This is a genomic window from Cystobacter fuscus, assembly GCF_002305875.1.
In the GTDB taxonomy this organism is placed as follows: Bacteria; Myxococcota; Myxococcia; order Myxococcales; family Myxococcaceae; genus Cystobacter; species Cystobacter fuscus_A.
The window spans coordinates 364,783-380,730 of sequence record NZ_CP022098.1; the positions used below are offsets into that span (position 1 = coordinate 364,783).

14 protein-coding genes are annotated in these 15,948 nt (G+C 69.4%); 9 read left to right on the forward strand and 5 right to left on the reverse strand.

Annotated elements, in window-relative coordinates:
* Positions 1-14 precede the first annotated feature (14 nt).
* Both CYFUS_RS01555 and alr read right to left on the reverse strand, forming a co-directional pair.
* On the reverse strand, positions 15-1,067 hold the full coding sequence (locus CYFUS_RS01555) for an alpha/beta hydrolase (RefSeq protein WP_095983599.1): 1,053 nt from the start codon (positions 1,065-1,067) through the stop codon (positions 15-17).
* Positions 1,068-1,244: 177 nt separating this feature from the next.
* On the reverse strand, positions 1,245-2,450 hold the full coding sequence (gene alr / locus CYFUS_RS01560; protein WP_095983600.1) for an alanine racemase: 1,206 nt from the start codon (positions 2,448-2,450) through the stop codon (positions 1,245-1,247).
* Between the two features lie 183 nt (positions 2,451-2,633).
* On the opposite strand from alr, the gene CYFUS_RS01565 reads away from it, so the two are divergent.
* The 4 genes from CYFUS_RS01565 to CYFUS_RS01580 all read left to right on the forward strand — a co-directional run bounded on the left by CYFUS_RS01565 (position 2,634) and on the right by CYFUS_RS01580 (position 5,721).
* Positions 2,634-3,731 carry a hypothetical protein gene (locus tag CYFUS_RS01565; RefSeq protein WP_095983601.1) on the forward strand — a complete coding sequence of 366 codons (1,098 nt, stop codon included), beginning with the start codon at positions 2,634-2,636 and terminating at the stop codon, positions 3,729-3,731.
* A gap of 17 nt (positions 3,732-3,748) precedes the next feature.
* The gene (locus CYFUS_RS01570; RefSeq protein ID WP_095983602.1) at positions 3,749-4,780 is read left to right on the forward strand and encodes a synaptic vesicle VAT-1 family membrane protein; all 1,032 of its coding nucleotides are present in this window, start codon (positions 3,749-3,751) and stop codon (positions 4,778-4,780) included.
* Between the two features lie 180 nt (positions 4,781-4,960).
* A complete protein-coding gene (locus CYFUS_RS50235; RefSeq protein ID WP_157758170.1) occupies positions 4,961-5,275 on the forward strand; it encodes a hypothetical protein in 315 nt (104 codons plus the stop codon).
* 176 nt (positions 5,276-5,451) lie between these two features.
* Positions 5,452-5,721 carry a hypothetical protein gene (locus CYFUS_RS01580; RefSeq protein WP_157758171.1) on the forward strand — a complete coding sequence of 90 codons (270 nt, stop codon included), beginning with the start codon at positions 5,452-5,454 and terminating at the stop codon, positions 5,719-5,721.
* Positions 5,722-5,888: 167 nt separating this feature from the next.
* Here CYFUS_RS01580 and CYFUS_RS01585 read toward each other — a convergent pair whose 3' ends face one another.
* Complete coding sequence (locus CYFUS_RS01585; RefSeq protein WP_095983605.1) at positions 5,889-6,656, reverse strand: protein kinase; 768 nt, start codon at positions 6,654-6,656, stop codon at positions 5,889-5,891.
* Between the two features lie 460 nt (positions 6,657-7,116).
* Here CYFUS_RS01585 and CYFUS_RS50240 point away from each other — a divergent pair, with 460 nt between their 5' ends.
* Positions 7,117-7,491: a transglycosylase domain-containing protein gene (locus CYFUS_RS50240; RefSeq protein WP_157758172.1), complete on the forward strand. Its 375-nt coding sequence runs from the start codon at positions 7,117-7,119 to the stop codon at positions 7,489-7,491.
* Between the two features lie 99 nt (positions 7,492-7,590).
* On the forward strand, positions 7,591-8,781 hold the full coding sequence (locus tag CYFUS_RS01595) for a cytochrome P450 (protein ID WP_095983607.1): 1,191 nt from the start codon (positions 7,591-7,593) through the stop codon (positions 8,779-8,781).
* A 528-nt stretch (positions 8,782-9,309) separates the two neighbouring features.
* Here CYFUS_RS01595 and CYFUS_RS01600 read toward each other — a convergent pair.
* Complete coding sequence (locus tag CYFUS_RS01600) at positions 9,310-9,810, reverse strand: DUF6748 domain-containing protein (protein WP_095983608.1); 501 nt, start codon at positions 9,808-9,810, stop codon at positions 9,310-9,312.
* A 73-nt stretch (positions 9,811-9,883) separates the two neighbouring features.
* Positions 9,884-10,189 (reverse strand): DUF6748 domain-containing protein, encoded by a 306-nt coding sequence (locus CYFUS_RS01605; protein WP_095983609.1) that lies wholly within the window; start codon positions 10,187-10,189, stop codon positions 9,884-9,886.
* Positions 10,190-10,481: 292 nt separating this feature from the next.
* Between CYFUS_RS01605 and dnaN the strand changes: the two genes are divergently transcribed.
* The 3 genes from dnaN (at position 10,482) to CYFUS_RS01620 (ending at position 15,925) form a co-directional block, all read left to right on the forward strand.
* Entirely contained in the window at positions 10,482-11,588 is a 1,107-nt protein-coding gene (dnaN, locus tag CYFUS_RS01610) for a DNA polymerase III subunit beta (RefSeq protein ID WP_095983610.1), read from the forward strand.
* 26 nt (positions 11,589-11,614) lie between these two features.
* Positions 11,615-12,733 carry an acyltransferase family protein gene (locus tag CYFUS_RS01615; RefSeq protein ID WP_095983611.1) on the forward strand — a complete coding sequence of 373 codons (1,119 nt, stop codon included), beginning with the start codon at positions 11,615-11,617 and terminating at the stop codon, positions 12,731-12,733.
* A 66-nt stretch (positions 12,734-12,799) separates the two neighbouring features.
* A complete protein-coding gene (locus CYFUS_RS01620; protein WP_095983612.1) occupies positions 12,800-15,925 on the forward strand; it encodes a sensor histidine kinase in 3,126 nt (1,041 codons plus the stop codon).
* Positions 15,926-15,948: the final 23 nt, after the last annotated feature.

A 15,948-nucleotide genomic window follows, 5' to 3' on the forward strand; every position in this document is an offset into this window, starting at 1 on the left:
GCTTCAGGGGCTCGTCAGCGGGCGTGCTCCTGGAGGAAGGGGAAGACGAGGCGCTCGAACTCGCGCGGCTTCTCCACGTGCGGGCTGTGGCCGGTCTCCGCGAACACCTCCTCGTGGAAGCGTCCGCCCTGGGCCGCGTAGCGCTCGAGCAGCCGGCGCGTCTGGCTCACCATGGGCTGCGGCGGGTACTGCGCCTCGCCGGGCCAGCCGGGAATGAAGCCCAGCTTGCCGAGGTAGCCGAAGTCGAACAGCGATGTGTCCGAGACGATGACGTCGTCCGTGCCGCGGATCCACAGCACGTCCGGCTTGGGGGAGATGCCCGCGAAGGCGGAGAGGTTGAAGTACTTGGGCGAGAACGAGTTGTTGATGCCCGTGTCGCCCGGGGCCACGCCGGGCCAGTGCGCGCTCTGGGAGAACGTGCCCGGGTAGTGCACGTCCGACACGCGCGTGGAGAGCACCGAGTCGAGCATCGCCTCCTCGTCCTCCATCTTGAACGGAGGCTTCACGTAGCTGCCCTTCAGCACCGCGCGCGGCGCCGTGTTGCCCTCGGCCGAGCGGTCCTTGTTCTTCAGTCGCTGTGTGAAGTCCGGGTTGGCCGTGCCGCCCCCCGAGCCCGCGAAGTCATCCCAGCAGGGCGTGCCGTCCACGTCGCGCGTGCCCCCGAAGCCGAAGGGCGAGATGGGCGCCTCCAGCACCAGGCCCGCCACGCGCTCCGGATGGTCGATGGCCAGCTGCATCACCACGCCCGCCCCCGCCGAGTGCGCCACGAAGAGCGCCCGCGTCAGCCCGAGCGCGTCCATCAGCGACGCCACGTCGTCGCTCGAGTCGCGCATGCCGCGCGTGGCATCGATGGGCTTGGGCTCGGTGTCGCCGTAGCCGCGCAGGTCCATCGCGATGCCGCGCAGCCCCCGTGGCAGGCGCGTGAGCAGGCCCTGGAAGAAGGCCGAGGACGAGCAATTGCCATGCACGAACAGGACGGGGAAGCCCTCGCCCGCCATGCGCGTGTGCATGCTCAGCCGCTTCGTCTGGATGCTACGGGCCTCCACGGCCCGGGCCTGGTCACTCATCTGCGCCGCTCCTCTGGGCTATCTCGTCCCCCCCGAAAGCACCGCCCGCTTCCTCGTCGAGGTGACGACTGATTCAACTGTCAGATTTGATAGCCCAGAACTTTTGCACGGGTCAAACGAAGGCCCTCCTCGGAGGTCGTTCCCCGGACGTGACGCGACGCGTGATGGCGCGGGGCTTCAGGGCACGACGACGCGCCGCAGGTGCGCGCCGAGCCGCGTCACCAACTCGTAGTGAATCGTCTGCGCCCAGGAGGCGAGCGTCTCCGCGTGCAGGTGCTCGTCGCCGTCCACTCCGAGCAACGTCGCCGTCAGCGGCCGCTCGGAGTGGGTGGCTCGTGTCACGTCCACGATGATGTGGTTCATCATCACCCGGCCGAGCACCGCGCACCGGTGCCCGTTCACCAGCACGTGCGCCTTGCCCGAGAGCAGCCGCGGGTAGCCATCGAAATAGCCCACCGGCAGCACCGCCACGCGCGTGGCCTCGGAGCAGCGGTGCGTGCATCCGTAGCCGATGTAGCTGCCCGCCGGCAGCCACTTCACCACCTGGCTCGGACTGCGCCAGGCGAGCACCGGCTTCAAGTCCGGCACCCGTCCCAGCACCAGCCGCGCCGACAGCCTCGTCTCCGTGGAGGGCCAGAACCCATACAGGGAGATGCCCACGCGCTGCGCGTCATAGCGCGCCTGGGGCAGCACCAGCGTCGCCGCGCTCGCCGCCATGTGCCGCTGCAGGGGCTCGTGCACCGGGACGGCCGTGCGCAGCGCCTTCAGCCCACTCTCGAACGCGTCCAACTGGGCCTGGGCGTACATCTGCTCCGTCACGTCCTCCGTGTTGGCGAAGTGGCTCAGCACCCCCACCACCTGGAGCACGTCCCCCGCGTCGCGCAGGAAGTCCAGCTCGCCCGAGGTGAGCTGCCCTGGCGTGAAGCCCTCGCGGCCCAACCCCGTGTCCACGTGCACGTGCACCCGGAGCGGGCGCTCGAGCTTCGCCTGGCGCAGCGGGGCCACCATGTCCCGCCAGGAGCTGTCGGCCAGCACCGCGTCCACGCCCTCTCGCGCGAGGGCCACGGCCTCCTCGGCGTCCAGCGCGCCGATGACCAGGATCTGCTTGGGCGCGAGGCCCTGGCCGCGCTCGTGGGCCCGCGCCGCCAGCGCGTCCGCCGCGGTGATGAAGTAGAGCAGGTCCACCAGCGGGTGGACGAGTGGCAGCATCTGCGCGAGGCCGTGGCCATAGGCATTGCCCTTGAGCACCGCGCCCAGGGCTCGAGGCCCTCCCGTCTCCGCGGCCACCGCGCGCAGCGTGGCCACGTTCGCGGCGAGCGCTCCCGCCGACAGCTCCAACCACGACGCCACCTTGCCCGTGCCTCCCGCGATGTTCTCGTGCATCTGCCGCTCGTTCCTCCTGCGCGCCCGTCCGGCGCTCCCGGGTTGTGCGTCAGAAACCCCCGCATTGCACGCGCCATTCGACCAGGCGAGCGGGGAAGGGCATGCCTCGTTCCGGAGCCCGCCGCTTTCTGCGACAATCCGCGTCCGCAGCCTCCTCCCCCGTGTGTCCAGCGAGCCCCGGCCATGTCCATCCGAAGGATCGGTCCCAACCCCTTCGTCAACACCGCGAGCCTCATCCAGTCCCAGCGGCGCATCGAGCGGGTGGAGAAGCACATCGGGGCCGAGGACACCGAGCTCAAGACCGAGGAAGAGGCGCTGGACGCCCTCAACCAACTGCACCACTCCGAGATGGAGGCCCTCCAGGCCGAGCGGGAGCAGAAGGCGAAGCAGACCGAGTCCCTGCGCGCTCAGTTGGTGCTCCGGGACGGGTATGAGGCCCGCTCCGAGGAACTGGTGGATCTGACGGGAGGGGCGCGCGAGGCCTACGAGAGGGATCTCCTGGAGCTCCAGGCCCGGGAGAAGGCGAACAAGCCCGGGGTCTCCCTCGCGCACCTGGCACGGGCCAATGTGTATGAGCGCGTGTCCCGCGAGGAGCGCGCCGCGGCGCAGCGGGCCGAGCTCGAGCGGGCCGAGGCGGAGCGGATCGCGGCGGAACTCGCCGCGGCCGAGGAGGCCGAAGCGGCCGCTCGGGAGAGCGTTCCCATGCTGGACGAGGAGGCGCTCCCAGAGGAGGCGGAGGAGGAGGGAGAGGTGGACTGGATGGCCGAGGAACTCGCGATGCTCCAGGACGAGGACGGCGAGTCCGACGCCTCCGAGGAGGAGGAGTACGTCGATCCCGAGGCGGATTCGTTCCTCGCGAGTCTCGAGGACGTCGAGAACCTGGAACAGGCACCGGCCGAGGATCCTCACGCGGGAGGCTTCCTCGCGAGCCTCGATGACATCGCCCAGCTCGTCCCCGGGTCCGATGCGGAGGCGGACGCTGAACTCGCGGATGAGGGGTCCGAGGAGTGGGCATCCGAGGAGGAGAGGGAGGCCGCCGCGGAAGAAGAGGGCTCCTATGAGGTGTCCGCTCGGGAGGCGGACTTCGTCGTCGAGGTGGAGGAGGGGCCCGTCCCGCACGAGGACGTGGTCGAGGCCGACGTCGCCCCTGCGCCGGAGTCCCCAGCCGTGATGCTTCCGTTCGAGGACGAGGGCGCCGAGGCGACTGTCTCGCCGGAGCCACTACCGGAGGCCGAGGCCGCCGTGGTGCTTCCATTCGATGACGAAGACACTTCGCGCTGACGCGAGGTCCTGGTTCCATGCGCCAGGTGGTCATCCCCCGGGCCGGTGGTTACGATCGGCTCACGTTCGAGACGCGGCCCGAGCCCACCCCCGCTGCTGAAGAGGTGGTCGTCGCCTCGGAGGCCATCGGCGTCAACTACGCCGACTGTGTCGTCCGCATGGGGCTGTACGCGTCCGCCAGGAAGTACGTGGGCTGGCCCATCACCCCGGGCTTCGAGTTCGCCGGGACGGTGCACGCGGTGGGCGCCTCCGTCACGGACTTGAAGCCGGGAGATCGGGTGTTCGGCGTCACGCGCTTCGGAGGCTACTCCACCCACGTCACCGTGCCCCGGCACCAGGTGTTCTCCCTGCCCGCGCGCCTGGACATGGCGCAGGCCTCCGGGTTTCCCACCGTCTTCCTCACCGCGTACTTCGCTCTCTTCGAGCTGGCCCATCCCCGCCCGGGCAATACGTTGCTCGTGCACTCGGCCGCAGGTGGGGTGGGCGGTGCCCTGCTGCAATTGGGGCGCATCGCGGGCTGCCGCACCGTGGGCGTGGTGGGGGCCTCGCACAAGGTGGAGACCGCGCGAGCGCTGGGCGCCGACGTCGTCATCGACAAGAGCCGCGAGGACTTGTGGCGCGCTGCCGAGCGGGCGGCTCCCCACGGCTATGACGTGGTGCTCGATGCGAATGGCGTCTCCACGCTGCGCGAGAGCTATCGGCACCTCGCCCAACCCGGCAAGCTCGTCCTCTATGGCTTCCATTCCATGTTGCCGCGCCAGGGGGGCCGGCCGAACTGGGTGAAGCTCGCGGCGGACTTCCTGCGCACGCCCCGCTTCAATCCCTTGCAGCTCACGGGCGACAACGCGAGCGTGCTGGCCTTCAACCTGTCCTATCTCTTCGAGCGGCGGGACGTGCTCGCGGAGTCCATGGACCGGCTGCTCACCTGGTTGGACGAGGGCCGCATCACGCCGCCTCCCGTCACCCGCTTCGCGTTCGACCGCGTCGCCGATGCGCACCGGGCGCTGGAGTCCGGTGCCACCGTGGGCAAGCTCGTGCTGGTGCCGTGAGGGGTACGGCCTCGGGACCGTCGCGGTCCGTGACGGCCCGCCTTCCTCGAACCTCAAGCGTACACAAAGCTACCCGGTCGATGGCGCCACGCCGGGCGTCATTCGCTACCGAAAGAGTGGGCTCTACATCGACATCGCGCCCGATGGCAGGATTATCTCGTTCGGACGCTAGGAGCAGGCATGAATTGGAGAGAGATAGCATTGCATGGTGCCGTGAACATCGCGCGAGTCGTGAACATTTATGAGGTTCAAGATCTCCGTGTTCCGGGGGGCAAGTACCGCGTCAAGGTCCTCGAACGAGGTCAAGGTAGTTTCTTCGCCATCCCTAATGTTTGCGTAAAGACCAGTGCTGGTACTCCGGATTGGACTGGTGGTTACGGAAGCACGGATGTAGAAGCGCGTCAGGATGCCGTCGTCCAGGTAGGCGCGATGCTTGGCTCCGGTGAGCGATTCAAGCCAGATGACTTTGAATGGAGTGACCCGCACGACTTCTGACGAGACATGAGTCGCCGGAGAGCGCTTCTGTCACACTAAGAGCACGGATGTGTGCAGGTCGCTCTTGGTGTACCGAGCCTGTCCCATCTGGGGGCAGAACCCTTCAGCAGCCTGCTAGAGTCGATTGATCCCATCACGGGTGATGCACTCGATAATGACCACATTCCGGTGAGCCCATGAAGCTCGTTGCTCGGATTCCAGGCAGAGAGAAACAACTCCCACCCAAGACCTCTGCTCCGGAAGATTCCTCGCTCAGTCGAGACTTGCAGACAGTGGCGCTCGAGATTTCAGAAGAGGAGGGGGCCTTCTTCCTGTTCAGCTACGATGCTGCTGGAAACATGATGGGCGACACGTGGCACCAGACTCTTGAGGGAGCAATGCATCAAGCTCAGTCCCAATTCGCGGTATCGGCTGGGGCCTGGACTCGTGAGGACGAGCAGGGTTGACAGTGGCCAAGCGGTCCGGTTCCGTTCCGACCCGGCGCTGTAGACATGGGGTGATAGAACTGCCGACGGTTACATGAAAGCAGTCTGCGAACCGCGCGAGTGGACCCTTCGGACCATCCACGAAGAATGGGTTTGCGAGACAACTGCACGGGCCATGGCGAGGTGCCTCAAGGCTGGATGGAGCGGGGCTCAGGCGGTGGGTCCTTCACGGGCATGTAGCATTTGCCCTGGTACTCGGCGTAACCCCGCCCGCAGGGGGCACGTCGTTCGAGTGTGACCCAACAGCCCCCGTTGATCTCCACCTCGGTTTCCTCGGTGCACGGCGGCTTGTGCTGGCCCTTGAGCGGCGCGGGTGGCAGGGGATAGCCGATGGTGGTGGAGCCGGTGGACGCGGTCAGGGTGGCCCAGTTCACGGCTTCACCGGACACGGTGATCCCCTCTTGCTCCCCCAGCGTCGCCTCCATCGGCGCGGAAGTCCGCAGCCAGAGCAGCATCATCCCCATGCCGAGGGCCAGTCCTCCGAGGGTGACGAGGCCCACCGTGAGCGCGCGTCGGCGCGGCGACGGCCGAGGCGTGGAGCGGGGCGCGCGGGAGAGGAAGGCGGCCGTGTCCTCGCGGTCCTCGACGCTGGCCATCGCGCCCGACAGCCCGATGTACAGCAACGTCAGTTCATGGAGCGCCCGGGTACTCGCTCCAGGCGAGCTTTCCACCTCCACCGCGAAGTAGGGCGGAGAGACCTCGCTCCGCGAGCGCACGGTCCATGCGGTGCGGGGCGCGCGGGTCGAGGCGTTGGGTACCAGCACGAGCGCGGGGGCTCCCGTCTCGACATGGTGTGCCTCGTAGATATGGCCCAGGGCCGGGTCCGAGTCCGGATGGCGCCTATCAAGGAGGTACGGTCCCAACCTGCTGCCTTCCCGTGGGGAAGTGTTGCTCATGCCTGCCTCTCCTTCAGAGGTGAGTCCGGAGAGCTTACCTCGGAAGTCAGGCGTGCTGGAATGGGAGAGCGTCAAACGTCCTGGCGTTCTCCTGGTGGCTCCTGTGCTGATGCGCCCGGCTCCCGAGCCCGCCACCGGCCTCGCTCCCCGCAGCCACGGTCGTCTCGTCCGGTGGGCCCTCGCCGTCCTGCTCCTTCCTCCCGTGCTGTTGCTCGGGAGCATGGAGGCCGTGTATCGCTACGGACTCGCCCGTGTGGGCAAGCTGCCTCGGCCACCTCCACCCCGGACGGGTCTCGTCTACCAGGTGCTCTGGCTCGCCGAGGAGGGCGGGCCCCCGCGACTCGAGCCCCTCTGGCCCTGGTGGTTCGCGGGCTATGTCCCCGGCGTCCGATGGGCACGACGCCCCGCCGGAGAGTTCCTCGCCTCGTGGACGGCGCGCGAGTGGTTGGCGTCCCGGCCCTTGCGTGAGGGCGAGCGGCCTCTGCACCGGACCTTCCAGGCGCTCGCGCTCACCGTCTGGATTTCGCGCCACTGGTCGGCCGAGGAACTGCTGACGGCCTACGCGCAGCGCGCCCCGTTCGGACGGGGCCTCATCGGTCTCGAGGCCGCCGCGCGAAGTTACTTCGGGGTGGAGCCCGAGCGGCTCGCGCTCCACGAAGCCGCGCTCCTCGCGGGCCTGCCCCAATCGCCGAGCCGCTATTCGCCCCTGGTTCACCCCGAGGCCGCGCTCCGGAGAAGGGACTTCGTCCTCTCGCGCCTCCAGTCCGCGGGACTCATCTCCGAGGCCCAGCGTGAGGATGCACGGAAGCAGCCACTTCCCGTGCGTGCGCAGTGACCGTCTGGCCCCGCGGGCCCGAATCGGGGACAGTTCCAACGGGGGGGAGTGGGGAGAGGCCGGTAACACCCACGCGCCTTCCATTCGGAGGACTGTCTGATGAGTGGACGCATCAACCTGCTGGCGCCCGAGGTCCGGGCCAATCCCTATGCCGTCTACGCCGAGCTGCGGCGCCACGCGCCGGTGTGCCAGGTGGACCCCGGTGGCTACTGGGTCATCACCCGCCACGATGACGTGGTGGCGGCCTTCAAGAATCCCCAGCTCTTCTCCAGCACGGGGGTGCGCATGGCCACCAAGCCAGAATGGCTGGGGCACAACCCCTTCGCGGACTCGATGATCGGACAGGATCCGCCGCGGCACACCCGGCTGCGCAACCTGGTCAACCGGGCTTTCGGGCCCCCGGCGCTCGCCCGGCTGGAGGGGCGCGTGCGCCACTACGCCGAGGCCATCGTCGCGCGCATCCCCGAGGGACGGGAGGTGGACTTCGTGGATGCCTTCACCCTCCCGCTGCCCGCCAGCGTCATCGGCGAGCTCATCGGGCTGGAGCCCTCCCTGCACTCGCACTGCAAGCGCTGGGCGGACGACCTCACCAGCATCAGCGCCAACCCCCAGGACGAGAAGCGCCGGGAGGAGATTCGCGCGGCGGTGCGCGAGACCGAGGCGGAGATGGCCAGGGTGCTGGCCCTGCGCCGCTCGGAGCCTCGCGAGGACCTGGTCTCGGAGCTGCTCCAGGCGCGGGTGGACGGCCAGTCCTTGAGCGACGCGGAGCTGATGAGCTTCATGTTCCTGCTGTTGGTGGCGGGTCTGGAGACCACCATCCACCTGCTCGGCCACTGCGTGCGTGTCCTCATGGAGCGTCCGGACGTGCTCGCGCGCTTGAGGGCGGACCGCTCGTTGCTTCCGCGCTTCATCGAGGAGGTGCTTCGCTACGAGCCGCCCGTGCAGGCCTTCGGTCGCCTCACCACCGCCGAGGCGGAGCTGAGCGGCGTGCGCATTCCGGCGGGCGCGAAGGTGATGCTGCTCATCGGCTCGGCCAACCACGATGACGCGCGCTTTCCGGATGGGGACCGCTTCGACATGGATCGCGAGGGGGTGAACAACCTGCCCTTCGGTCACGGCATCCACTTCTGCCTGGGCGCGCCGCTCGCGAGGCTGGAGGCCCGTATCGGCCTGGAGGTGCTGTTGTCTCGCTTCGAGCGCTTCACGCCCGCGGGTCCCCTGGAGTGGAACCACTCCTTCACCGTGCGCGGCCCCCGCGTCCTGCCGGTGATCGCGCACGGGTCCGCGTAGGACTCGCCCCCCGCTTCATGCCGTGGGACGGCTTCCACTCAGCAGCGGGGAAGCGTGGCGTCGGCGGGGCAATTCCAATCGGCCTGACAACAGACGCTCCCCTCCCCGCAGGGAAACTGACATGTCTCCACCCAGTCACAGGGGTGCTGTTCGGCACGGGCCGCGCGGGGGGCGGAGGGCTCGTCGAGGGGCTCGGGGGGCGCGCACTCCCGCGCGTCAGGAGGGCACGGCGGTTCGTTCCGCCACGCCATGCCCACGGGTGCCCCGATGAGGAGGCCCACCACGGCCAGCAGACCGAGTCGCAGCGCCATCATGACCCACACCTCCGTGAATGCCGTTCGTCACCCACAACCCGGCGTCGGACTCTCCATTCCGAAGTTGGATTCCGTGGATTCTATGTGATCACGACTTCCCGGACCGCGAAGGGATTTGGAGGGTGAATTCGCGGCTCCCGTTCCAGGAGCCGATCGGGGTGTTCAGAAGGCGATGGCCCGGGTGGGTGCCGGGGTGCCCAGGGTCTTCTCGAGGCTACTTGCCCTCGACCACCCGATTGACACGCAGGACGGTGGCCGTGCCGGCGGGACCCGCGTGGGGCACGTTGCCCACCGAGGCCTCGACCTTGAGGCCCGCCCCCTGGTGGACCTTCTCCATGAGGCGTCCCTGCTGCTCGTCGGTGAGGCCGAGCGCGGACAGGTCGAGGTCGGTGATGCGCAGGCCCTCCGCCTTGGGGTCATCCGCCGGCCGGGCGACCAGGGAAGGGCAGGGAGCGGCCATGCAGCGCACGCCACTGTCCTTCACGATGTAGATGACGGGCTTGCTGTCGCTGGCGGCCGTGGTGCCACCCGAGATGTCCTCGCTCGGCGCGGTGTCGGTGGGCGCGGGGGGAGGAGGAGGAGGGGCCTCGGCGCCGGCGGGCGTGCCACCGGACTCGGCGGGTCGGGCCTCGACGGGGGGGCGGGTGTTGCTGGTGCACCCGGCGAGCAGGCCGAGCGCGAGGGGAAGGGCGAGCAACGACGAGCGTGAGGTCATGGCAGGAGGTCTCGCGAGAGGAAGAGGCGCAGTCTCATCCTCTCCCTGAACGGATGCCACCTCCATTTCGGTCTCAGAGGACCCGGCTGACGCGCAGGATGGTGGCGGTGCCCCCGGGGCCCGCGTGGGGGACGGTGCGCACGGTGGCTTCCACCTTGAGGCCGGGGCCCGGCTTGTGGGTGGATTTGAGGAGCGAGGAGCGCTGCTCGTCGCCCAGGTTCAGCGCGGACAGGTCGAGGTCGGTGACCTTGAGCCCGGCCTCGTCGGGCCGGTCCGCCCGGAGGGCGAGGTAGACGGGGCAGGGGGTGGTGATGCAGCGCACGCCACTGTCCTTCACGATGTAGACGACGGTCTCTTGGTTGGACTCTTGGGTGGTCATGAGGGGACAGGCAGTCTCGCCGTCCCACCGGGCGGATTCCAACCCAAAGTTCCAACCTGAAGAGAGAGGTGACGCGGGGGGTGGTGCCTTCCGGGCGCCCGTCCTGTCCTACATGCCGGGCAGGCGGGAGTCCCCGGCGCTAGACGCTTTGATCGGATGCCGGACAAGTCGGCATGACTCCGGACGTCACGTTCGTTGACGACCCGAGAGGGCCGGGCTACATCCGAACCGAGGCGGCCTCCCGGGCCGCCACCTCTTATCCCGCACCACTGGTTCTTCAAGGTCCCCCGAGATGGAATTCCGCATCGCCGCCGACGAGCTGAAGAAGGCCCTCTATCGCGCCCAGGGCATCGTGGAGCGCAAGACGACGATGCCCATCCTGGCCAACGTGCTGCTCACCGCGACCAAGACGGGGGTGACGGTCACGGCGTTCGACCTGGAGATCGGCATCGTCTCCGAGCACGCCGCCGAGGTCATCAAGCCGGGCGCGGTGACGCTGAGCGCCAAGTACGTGTTCGACATCGTGCAGAACCTGCCGGACGCGCACGTGACGCTCAAGAAGCTGGCGAACAACTACGTGGACATCACCAGCGGTCCGGCGCACTTCAAGCTGGTGGGCACCGCGCCCGAGGAGTACCCGAAGCTGCCGCGCGAGGAGAGCGCGCCGCTGGTGCAGGTGACGGGCAACACGCTCCTGGAGATGATCAAGAAGACGCAGTTCGCCATCTCCACGGACGAGACGCGCTACATCCTCAACGGCGTGTATTTCGAGCCGCAGGCGAGCGGCAAGGTGCGCATGGTGGCCACGGACGGGCACCGCCTGTCGCTGGTGGAGCGCGAGCTGCCGGGGGACTTCAAGCTCAAGGGCGGCGTCATCATTCCGCGCAAGGGCCTCATGGAGCTCAAGCGCCTGCTCGACGAGGCGCCCGACGCCGAGTGCCACCTGGGGTTCGCGGAGAACTCGGCGCTCTTCAAGAAGACGGGCCTCACCATGGTGATGCGGCTCATCGACGGGCAGTTCCCCGAGTACCAGCGCGTCATCCCCAAGGAGGGGGACAAGGCGGTGCTGGTGCCCAAGACGCGCCTGCTTGAGGGCCTCAAGCGCATCGCGCTGCTCAGCGCGGACAAGAGCTACGCGGTGCGTATCGGGCTGACGGAGAACCAGCTGCTCATCACGGCGAACAACCCGGACCTGGGCGAGGCCAAGGACGCGCTGGACATCGCCTACCAGGGGGCGGCCATCACCATCGGCTTCAACGCGCGCTACCTCATCGACGTGCTGGGCGTGACGGACACGGACGAGGTGGCGTTCGAGCTGGGGGATGAGCACAGCCCGGGCGTGCTGCACGCGCCGGGGGACCGCAGCTTCACGGCCGTGGTGATGCCGATGCGCGTCTGAGTCCGCCGAGCCTCTAGCGTCTCGTGATGGGTGTCACTTCCCAGGACGTGAGCGTCGCTCCGCCCGTTGTGGCCCCCACCCCGCGCAACACCGGCCTGGACCGGGCGCGCGCGGTGGCGGTCATCGCCATGGTGATGGGGCACACGCTGGACGCGGTGTTGTCGGACACGGCCCGGCAGAGCACGGGCATGCTGGCCTACTGGTCGCTCCGGGCAATCACGGCGCCGTTGTTCCTCTTCGTGGCCGGGTGGGCCTTCGCGACGACGGTGCAGCGCACGGGTGTCCGGGGCCTGCCGGTGTGGCGCCGCTATCTACCGCGCGTGGGGCTCTTGCTGCTGTGGGGCTACGTGCTGCGCTGGCCGGGCTGGGCGCTCGAGGGGCTGCTCGCGGGTCGTGTGGAGATCTGGCGGCACTTCCTCGCCTTCGATGCATTGCACGGCGTGGCGGGCGCGCTGCTGATCGGCTCGGGGGTGTTGTCGGTGGTGGCCGGACGCGGGCCGCGCATGGCGGTGATGGCGGGGCTGGCCCTGCTCTTTCCCTGGGTGAGCCCGTGGATGCGCCAGGTGGTGGCCGCGGGGGACTGGCCCCTGGTGCTGGAGCAGGCCCTGGTGGGCCGCACGTCCAACTTCCCGCTCTTCCCCTGGTCGGCCTACTTCTTCGTGGGCTGCGTGGCGGGGTTGGGGCTCGCGGGGGTGAAGCGCGTCCCGCATTGGTTGATCCTCCTGGGCGGGGGCACGGGGATGCTGGGCGCGGTGTCGCTGTGGAGTGGAATCGTGGCCTCCCGCTGGGGAGATGTCACGCTGGTCTGTTGGCGGGTAGGCCTGTTGGGCGTGGCGGCGGGATGCGCCATGCTGTTGCCCGCCCGGCTGGATGGATGGCTCGGGCCCGTGGGGCGCGCGTCGCTCTGGGTGTACGTGGTGCACCTGCCGCTCGCCTATGGCTGGTCCACGTTCCCCGGCCTGGGCAGTCGGCTGGGCCACTCACAGACGGCTCCCGCTGCCCTGGGACTCGCTCTGGCTGTCCTGGCCACCTCGCTGGTGATCGCACTGCCCGCGAAGACGCTGTATGGGCGCTGGCGCAAGCGCGCGCGGCCTTCCGCGGAGCGTGCCGGGGCCCTGTCCCCCAGGCCGCCAGTCTCGGAGTGATGTGTCCATTCGTGGTAGGATGACTTCCAGGGTTGTGCGGCCTCGTCGTTCAAGGGCCATGGAGTCATGCCGTTGAATCGATTCGCCGTGCTCCTGGTGGGCCTCGTCTCCCTCCTGGGCACACCCGCTTGGACCGCCGAGCCTCCGGGACGCCTTGGCTTTCGCAGCTATGGCACGGAGGCGGGGGTCGACAATTACGATCTGTCGTGGATTCTCCAGGACGCGGACGGCTTCATCTGGGTGTGTGCCGCGGACGCGGTGTACCGCTTCGATGGCGGGCGCTTCGAGCGCTTTGGCCGGGAGGCCGGCCTGCCCTCGACGAGCGTGAGTGACATCACGCTGGATGCGCGAGGCCACCTGCTGGTGGCGACGCGTGGGGGGGTGGTGCGCTGGGCGGGGGAGCGCTTCGTCGACGTGCCGATGCCTGGCGTCGCCGAGCGGGTGTGGAGCCTGCGCGTGGACGCGCGCAAGCGGATGTGGGCGGGGACGGACAAGGGCTTGTACTGGGAGGATCAGCCGGGGCACTTCATTCCGGCGCCCGGCTGGCCGGGCGGCTCGGCGTTCAAGTTGTGGGCGGATCGCTCGGGTGCGATGCAGGTCGTGTCCGAGCTGGGGCTGGTGAGCCGCGAGCCCGAGGGGAAGTGGTCGGTGCACGAGGTGCCGGACCGGCCGACCGTCATCAGCTCGCTCGTGCGTGATGGCGAGGGCCGCTTGTGGCTGGGCTACGAGGGGTGGTTGGCGATGCAGCCGCGGCCGGGCGCGCCCCTGGTGAACCGTTCCTCGCTGCTGCGCGGCCTGACGGGGGCGGGGACCCGCCTGCGCGTGGGCAACGAGGGGCAGCTCCTGGTGCCCCACTATGGTGGCCTGCTGGAGATCCGCGGTGAGCGCTCGACGCTGTTGCGGCTGGGGCTGGCCAACCAGTCGGCGCGGATCCGGGACGTGCTGGAGGATCGGCAGGGGACGCTGTGGGCCGCGAGCATGGGGGTGCACCGCTCGCTGGGGCGGGGCTTGTGGAGCGTGCACGACATCACCACGGGGCTGCCCTCGAACATGGTGTGGGGGCTGGCGCGGGGCGCGGACGGGACGTTGTGGGTGGGCACGGACAAGGGGCTCGTGCGGAGCACGGCGGCGGGGTGGGTGCCGGTGCCGGGGTTGGAGGGCTACTCGCTCAAGGCCGTGAGCGTGGACCGGGACGGGGTGGTGTGGGCCGCGGGCAACCCGGCGGGGCTGCACCGCTACGAGCCGTGGAGCGGACGGCTGCGGACGTTCGGCCCGGAGTCCGGCTACCTGTTCCGCTACACCTTCGCGATGCAGTGGATGCCCGATGGCTCGCTCTGGGTGGCCACGCCCTCGGGCTTCGCGCGGGGGGTGTTCGAGGACGGCGTGCCATCCTTCACGTTCGTGCTGCGCATGAACCAGCGGGTGCTCGCCATGGACCTGGCGCTCGACGCGGCGGGGCGGCTGTGGATGCCGGGCAACGGGCTCGTCGTGCGCGAGGGGGAGTCCTCCAGGACCTTCGGAGTGGCCGAGGGTCTGTTGGATGATCAGCTGCGCTACATCCTGGTGCGGCGCGATGGCCGCATGTGCGTGTCCTATGTGGAGCCCCTGGGGGTGAGCTGCTTCAGCTACCGGGAGGGGCGCCTCACGGACTTCTCGCACCTGAACCGAGGCCACGGGCTGCACAGCAACGTCGTCTACCAGTTGGGCGAGGACGCGGCGGGCCGGCTCTGGGTGGGCACGGGGGCGGGGGTGCACGTGGTGGGGCCGGACGGAGTGCCGGAGCACTTCGGCGCGAGTGGCGGGGCCCCGGGCAACGAGGCCACTGGCAACTCCTTCCTGGCGGACGCGGACGGCACGGTCTGGGTGGGGTCCGCGAGTGGACTGGGACGCTTCGATGGGACGCGCTACCGCGGTCCGGTGCCGCCTCCGCGTGTCGTCCTGCTGAGCACCCAGCTGGGGCCGCGCACGTGGTCGCGGCCGCCGGAGGAAGGCCTGGAGACCCATCCGAGGGAGACGAACCTGGAGGTGCGCTTCGCGGTCCTGGGCGACGTGGACGAGGAGAGCCTGGAGCGGCAGGTGCGCCTGGTGGGGATGGAGGAGTGGCACACCGTGACGGAGCAGCCGGTGCACTACAGCATGTTGCCACCGGGGGACTACCGCTTCGAGATGCGCGCGCGCCATGACCAGGGGCCGTGGGGGCCAGTGACGGGCTTCGCCCTGCGGGTGCTTCCTCCGTGGTGGGCCTCGTGGTGGGGGCGGTGCCTGGTCGTGCTGGGGCTGGGGCTGGTGGTGGCGGGCGTGGTGCGCTGGCGCAACCTGACGCTGCGGCGGCGCAACGTCGAGCTGGAGCGCCTGGTGGCGGCGCGCACCTCCGAGCTGGATCGGGTGCGCGCGAAGGTGGCCCAGGCCGAGAAGCTCTCGGCCATGGGGCAGTTGCTGGCGCGGCTGTCGCACGAAATCAACAACCCCCTCACCGCCATCCACAACAACCTGCCGCCGGTGCGCGAGTACTTCGAACAGCAGGCCGAGGGCTTGCGGCGTCTGCGCGAGCGGCTGGAGACGCATCCGGAGGAAGTGGAGGCGGTGGCGCGGGTGTGGCGTGAGCTGGAGTTGGACTACGTGCTCCAGGACACGCCCGACGCGCTGGAGGCGATGCGCTTCGCCACCGACCGCATCCGCTCCATCCAGGAGGATCTGCGCGCCTTCCTGCGGGGAGACCGTCCGCGCCTGGAGGTGGGGGACTTGAACCGGACGGTGCAGGACACGGTGGAGTTCGTGCGGCGCTCGTTGCCGCCGGGTATCCGGGTGGAGCTGCGGTGTGGGGAGGTGCCGCCGCTGGCGTTCCACGCGGGGCAGCTCGGCCAGGTGCTGCTCAATCTCCTGCGCAACGCGCTCGACGTGCTGGGGGACGGAGGCGAGGTGTGGGTGAGCACGGCGGTGCGCGAGGGCCGCGTGGAGCTGGTGGTGGCGGACAATGGCCCGGGAATTCCCCCCGAGCTGCGCTCGCGCATCTTCGAGCCCTTCTTCACCACGAAGGACGTGGGGAAGGGCTCGGGCCTGGGGCTGGCGATCTGCCGGCAGATCATCGCGGAGAACCACGGGGGCTCGCTCGAGCTGGACGAGTCGACGGCTCGGGGGGCGTGCTTCCGGGTGGGGCTGCCGCTCGTCCAGGAGGGCCGCGAGGCGGCCTGACGTCCTCACGCCGAGGCGTTGGC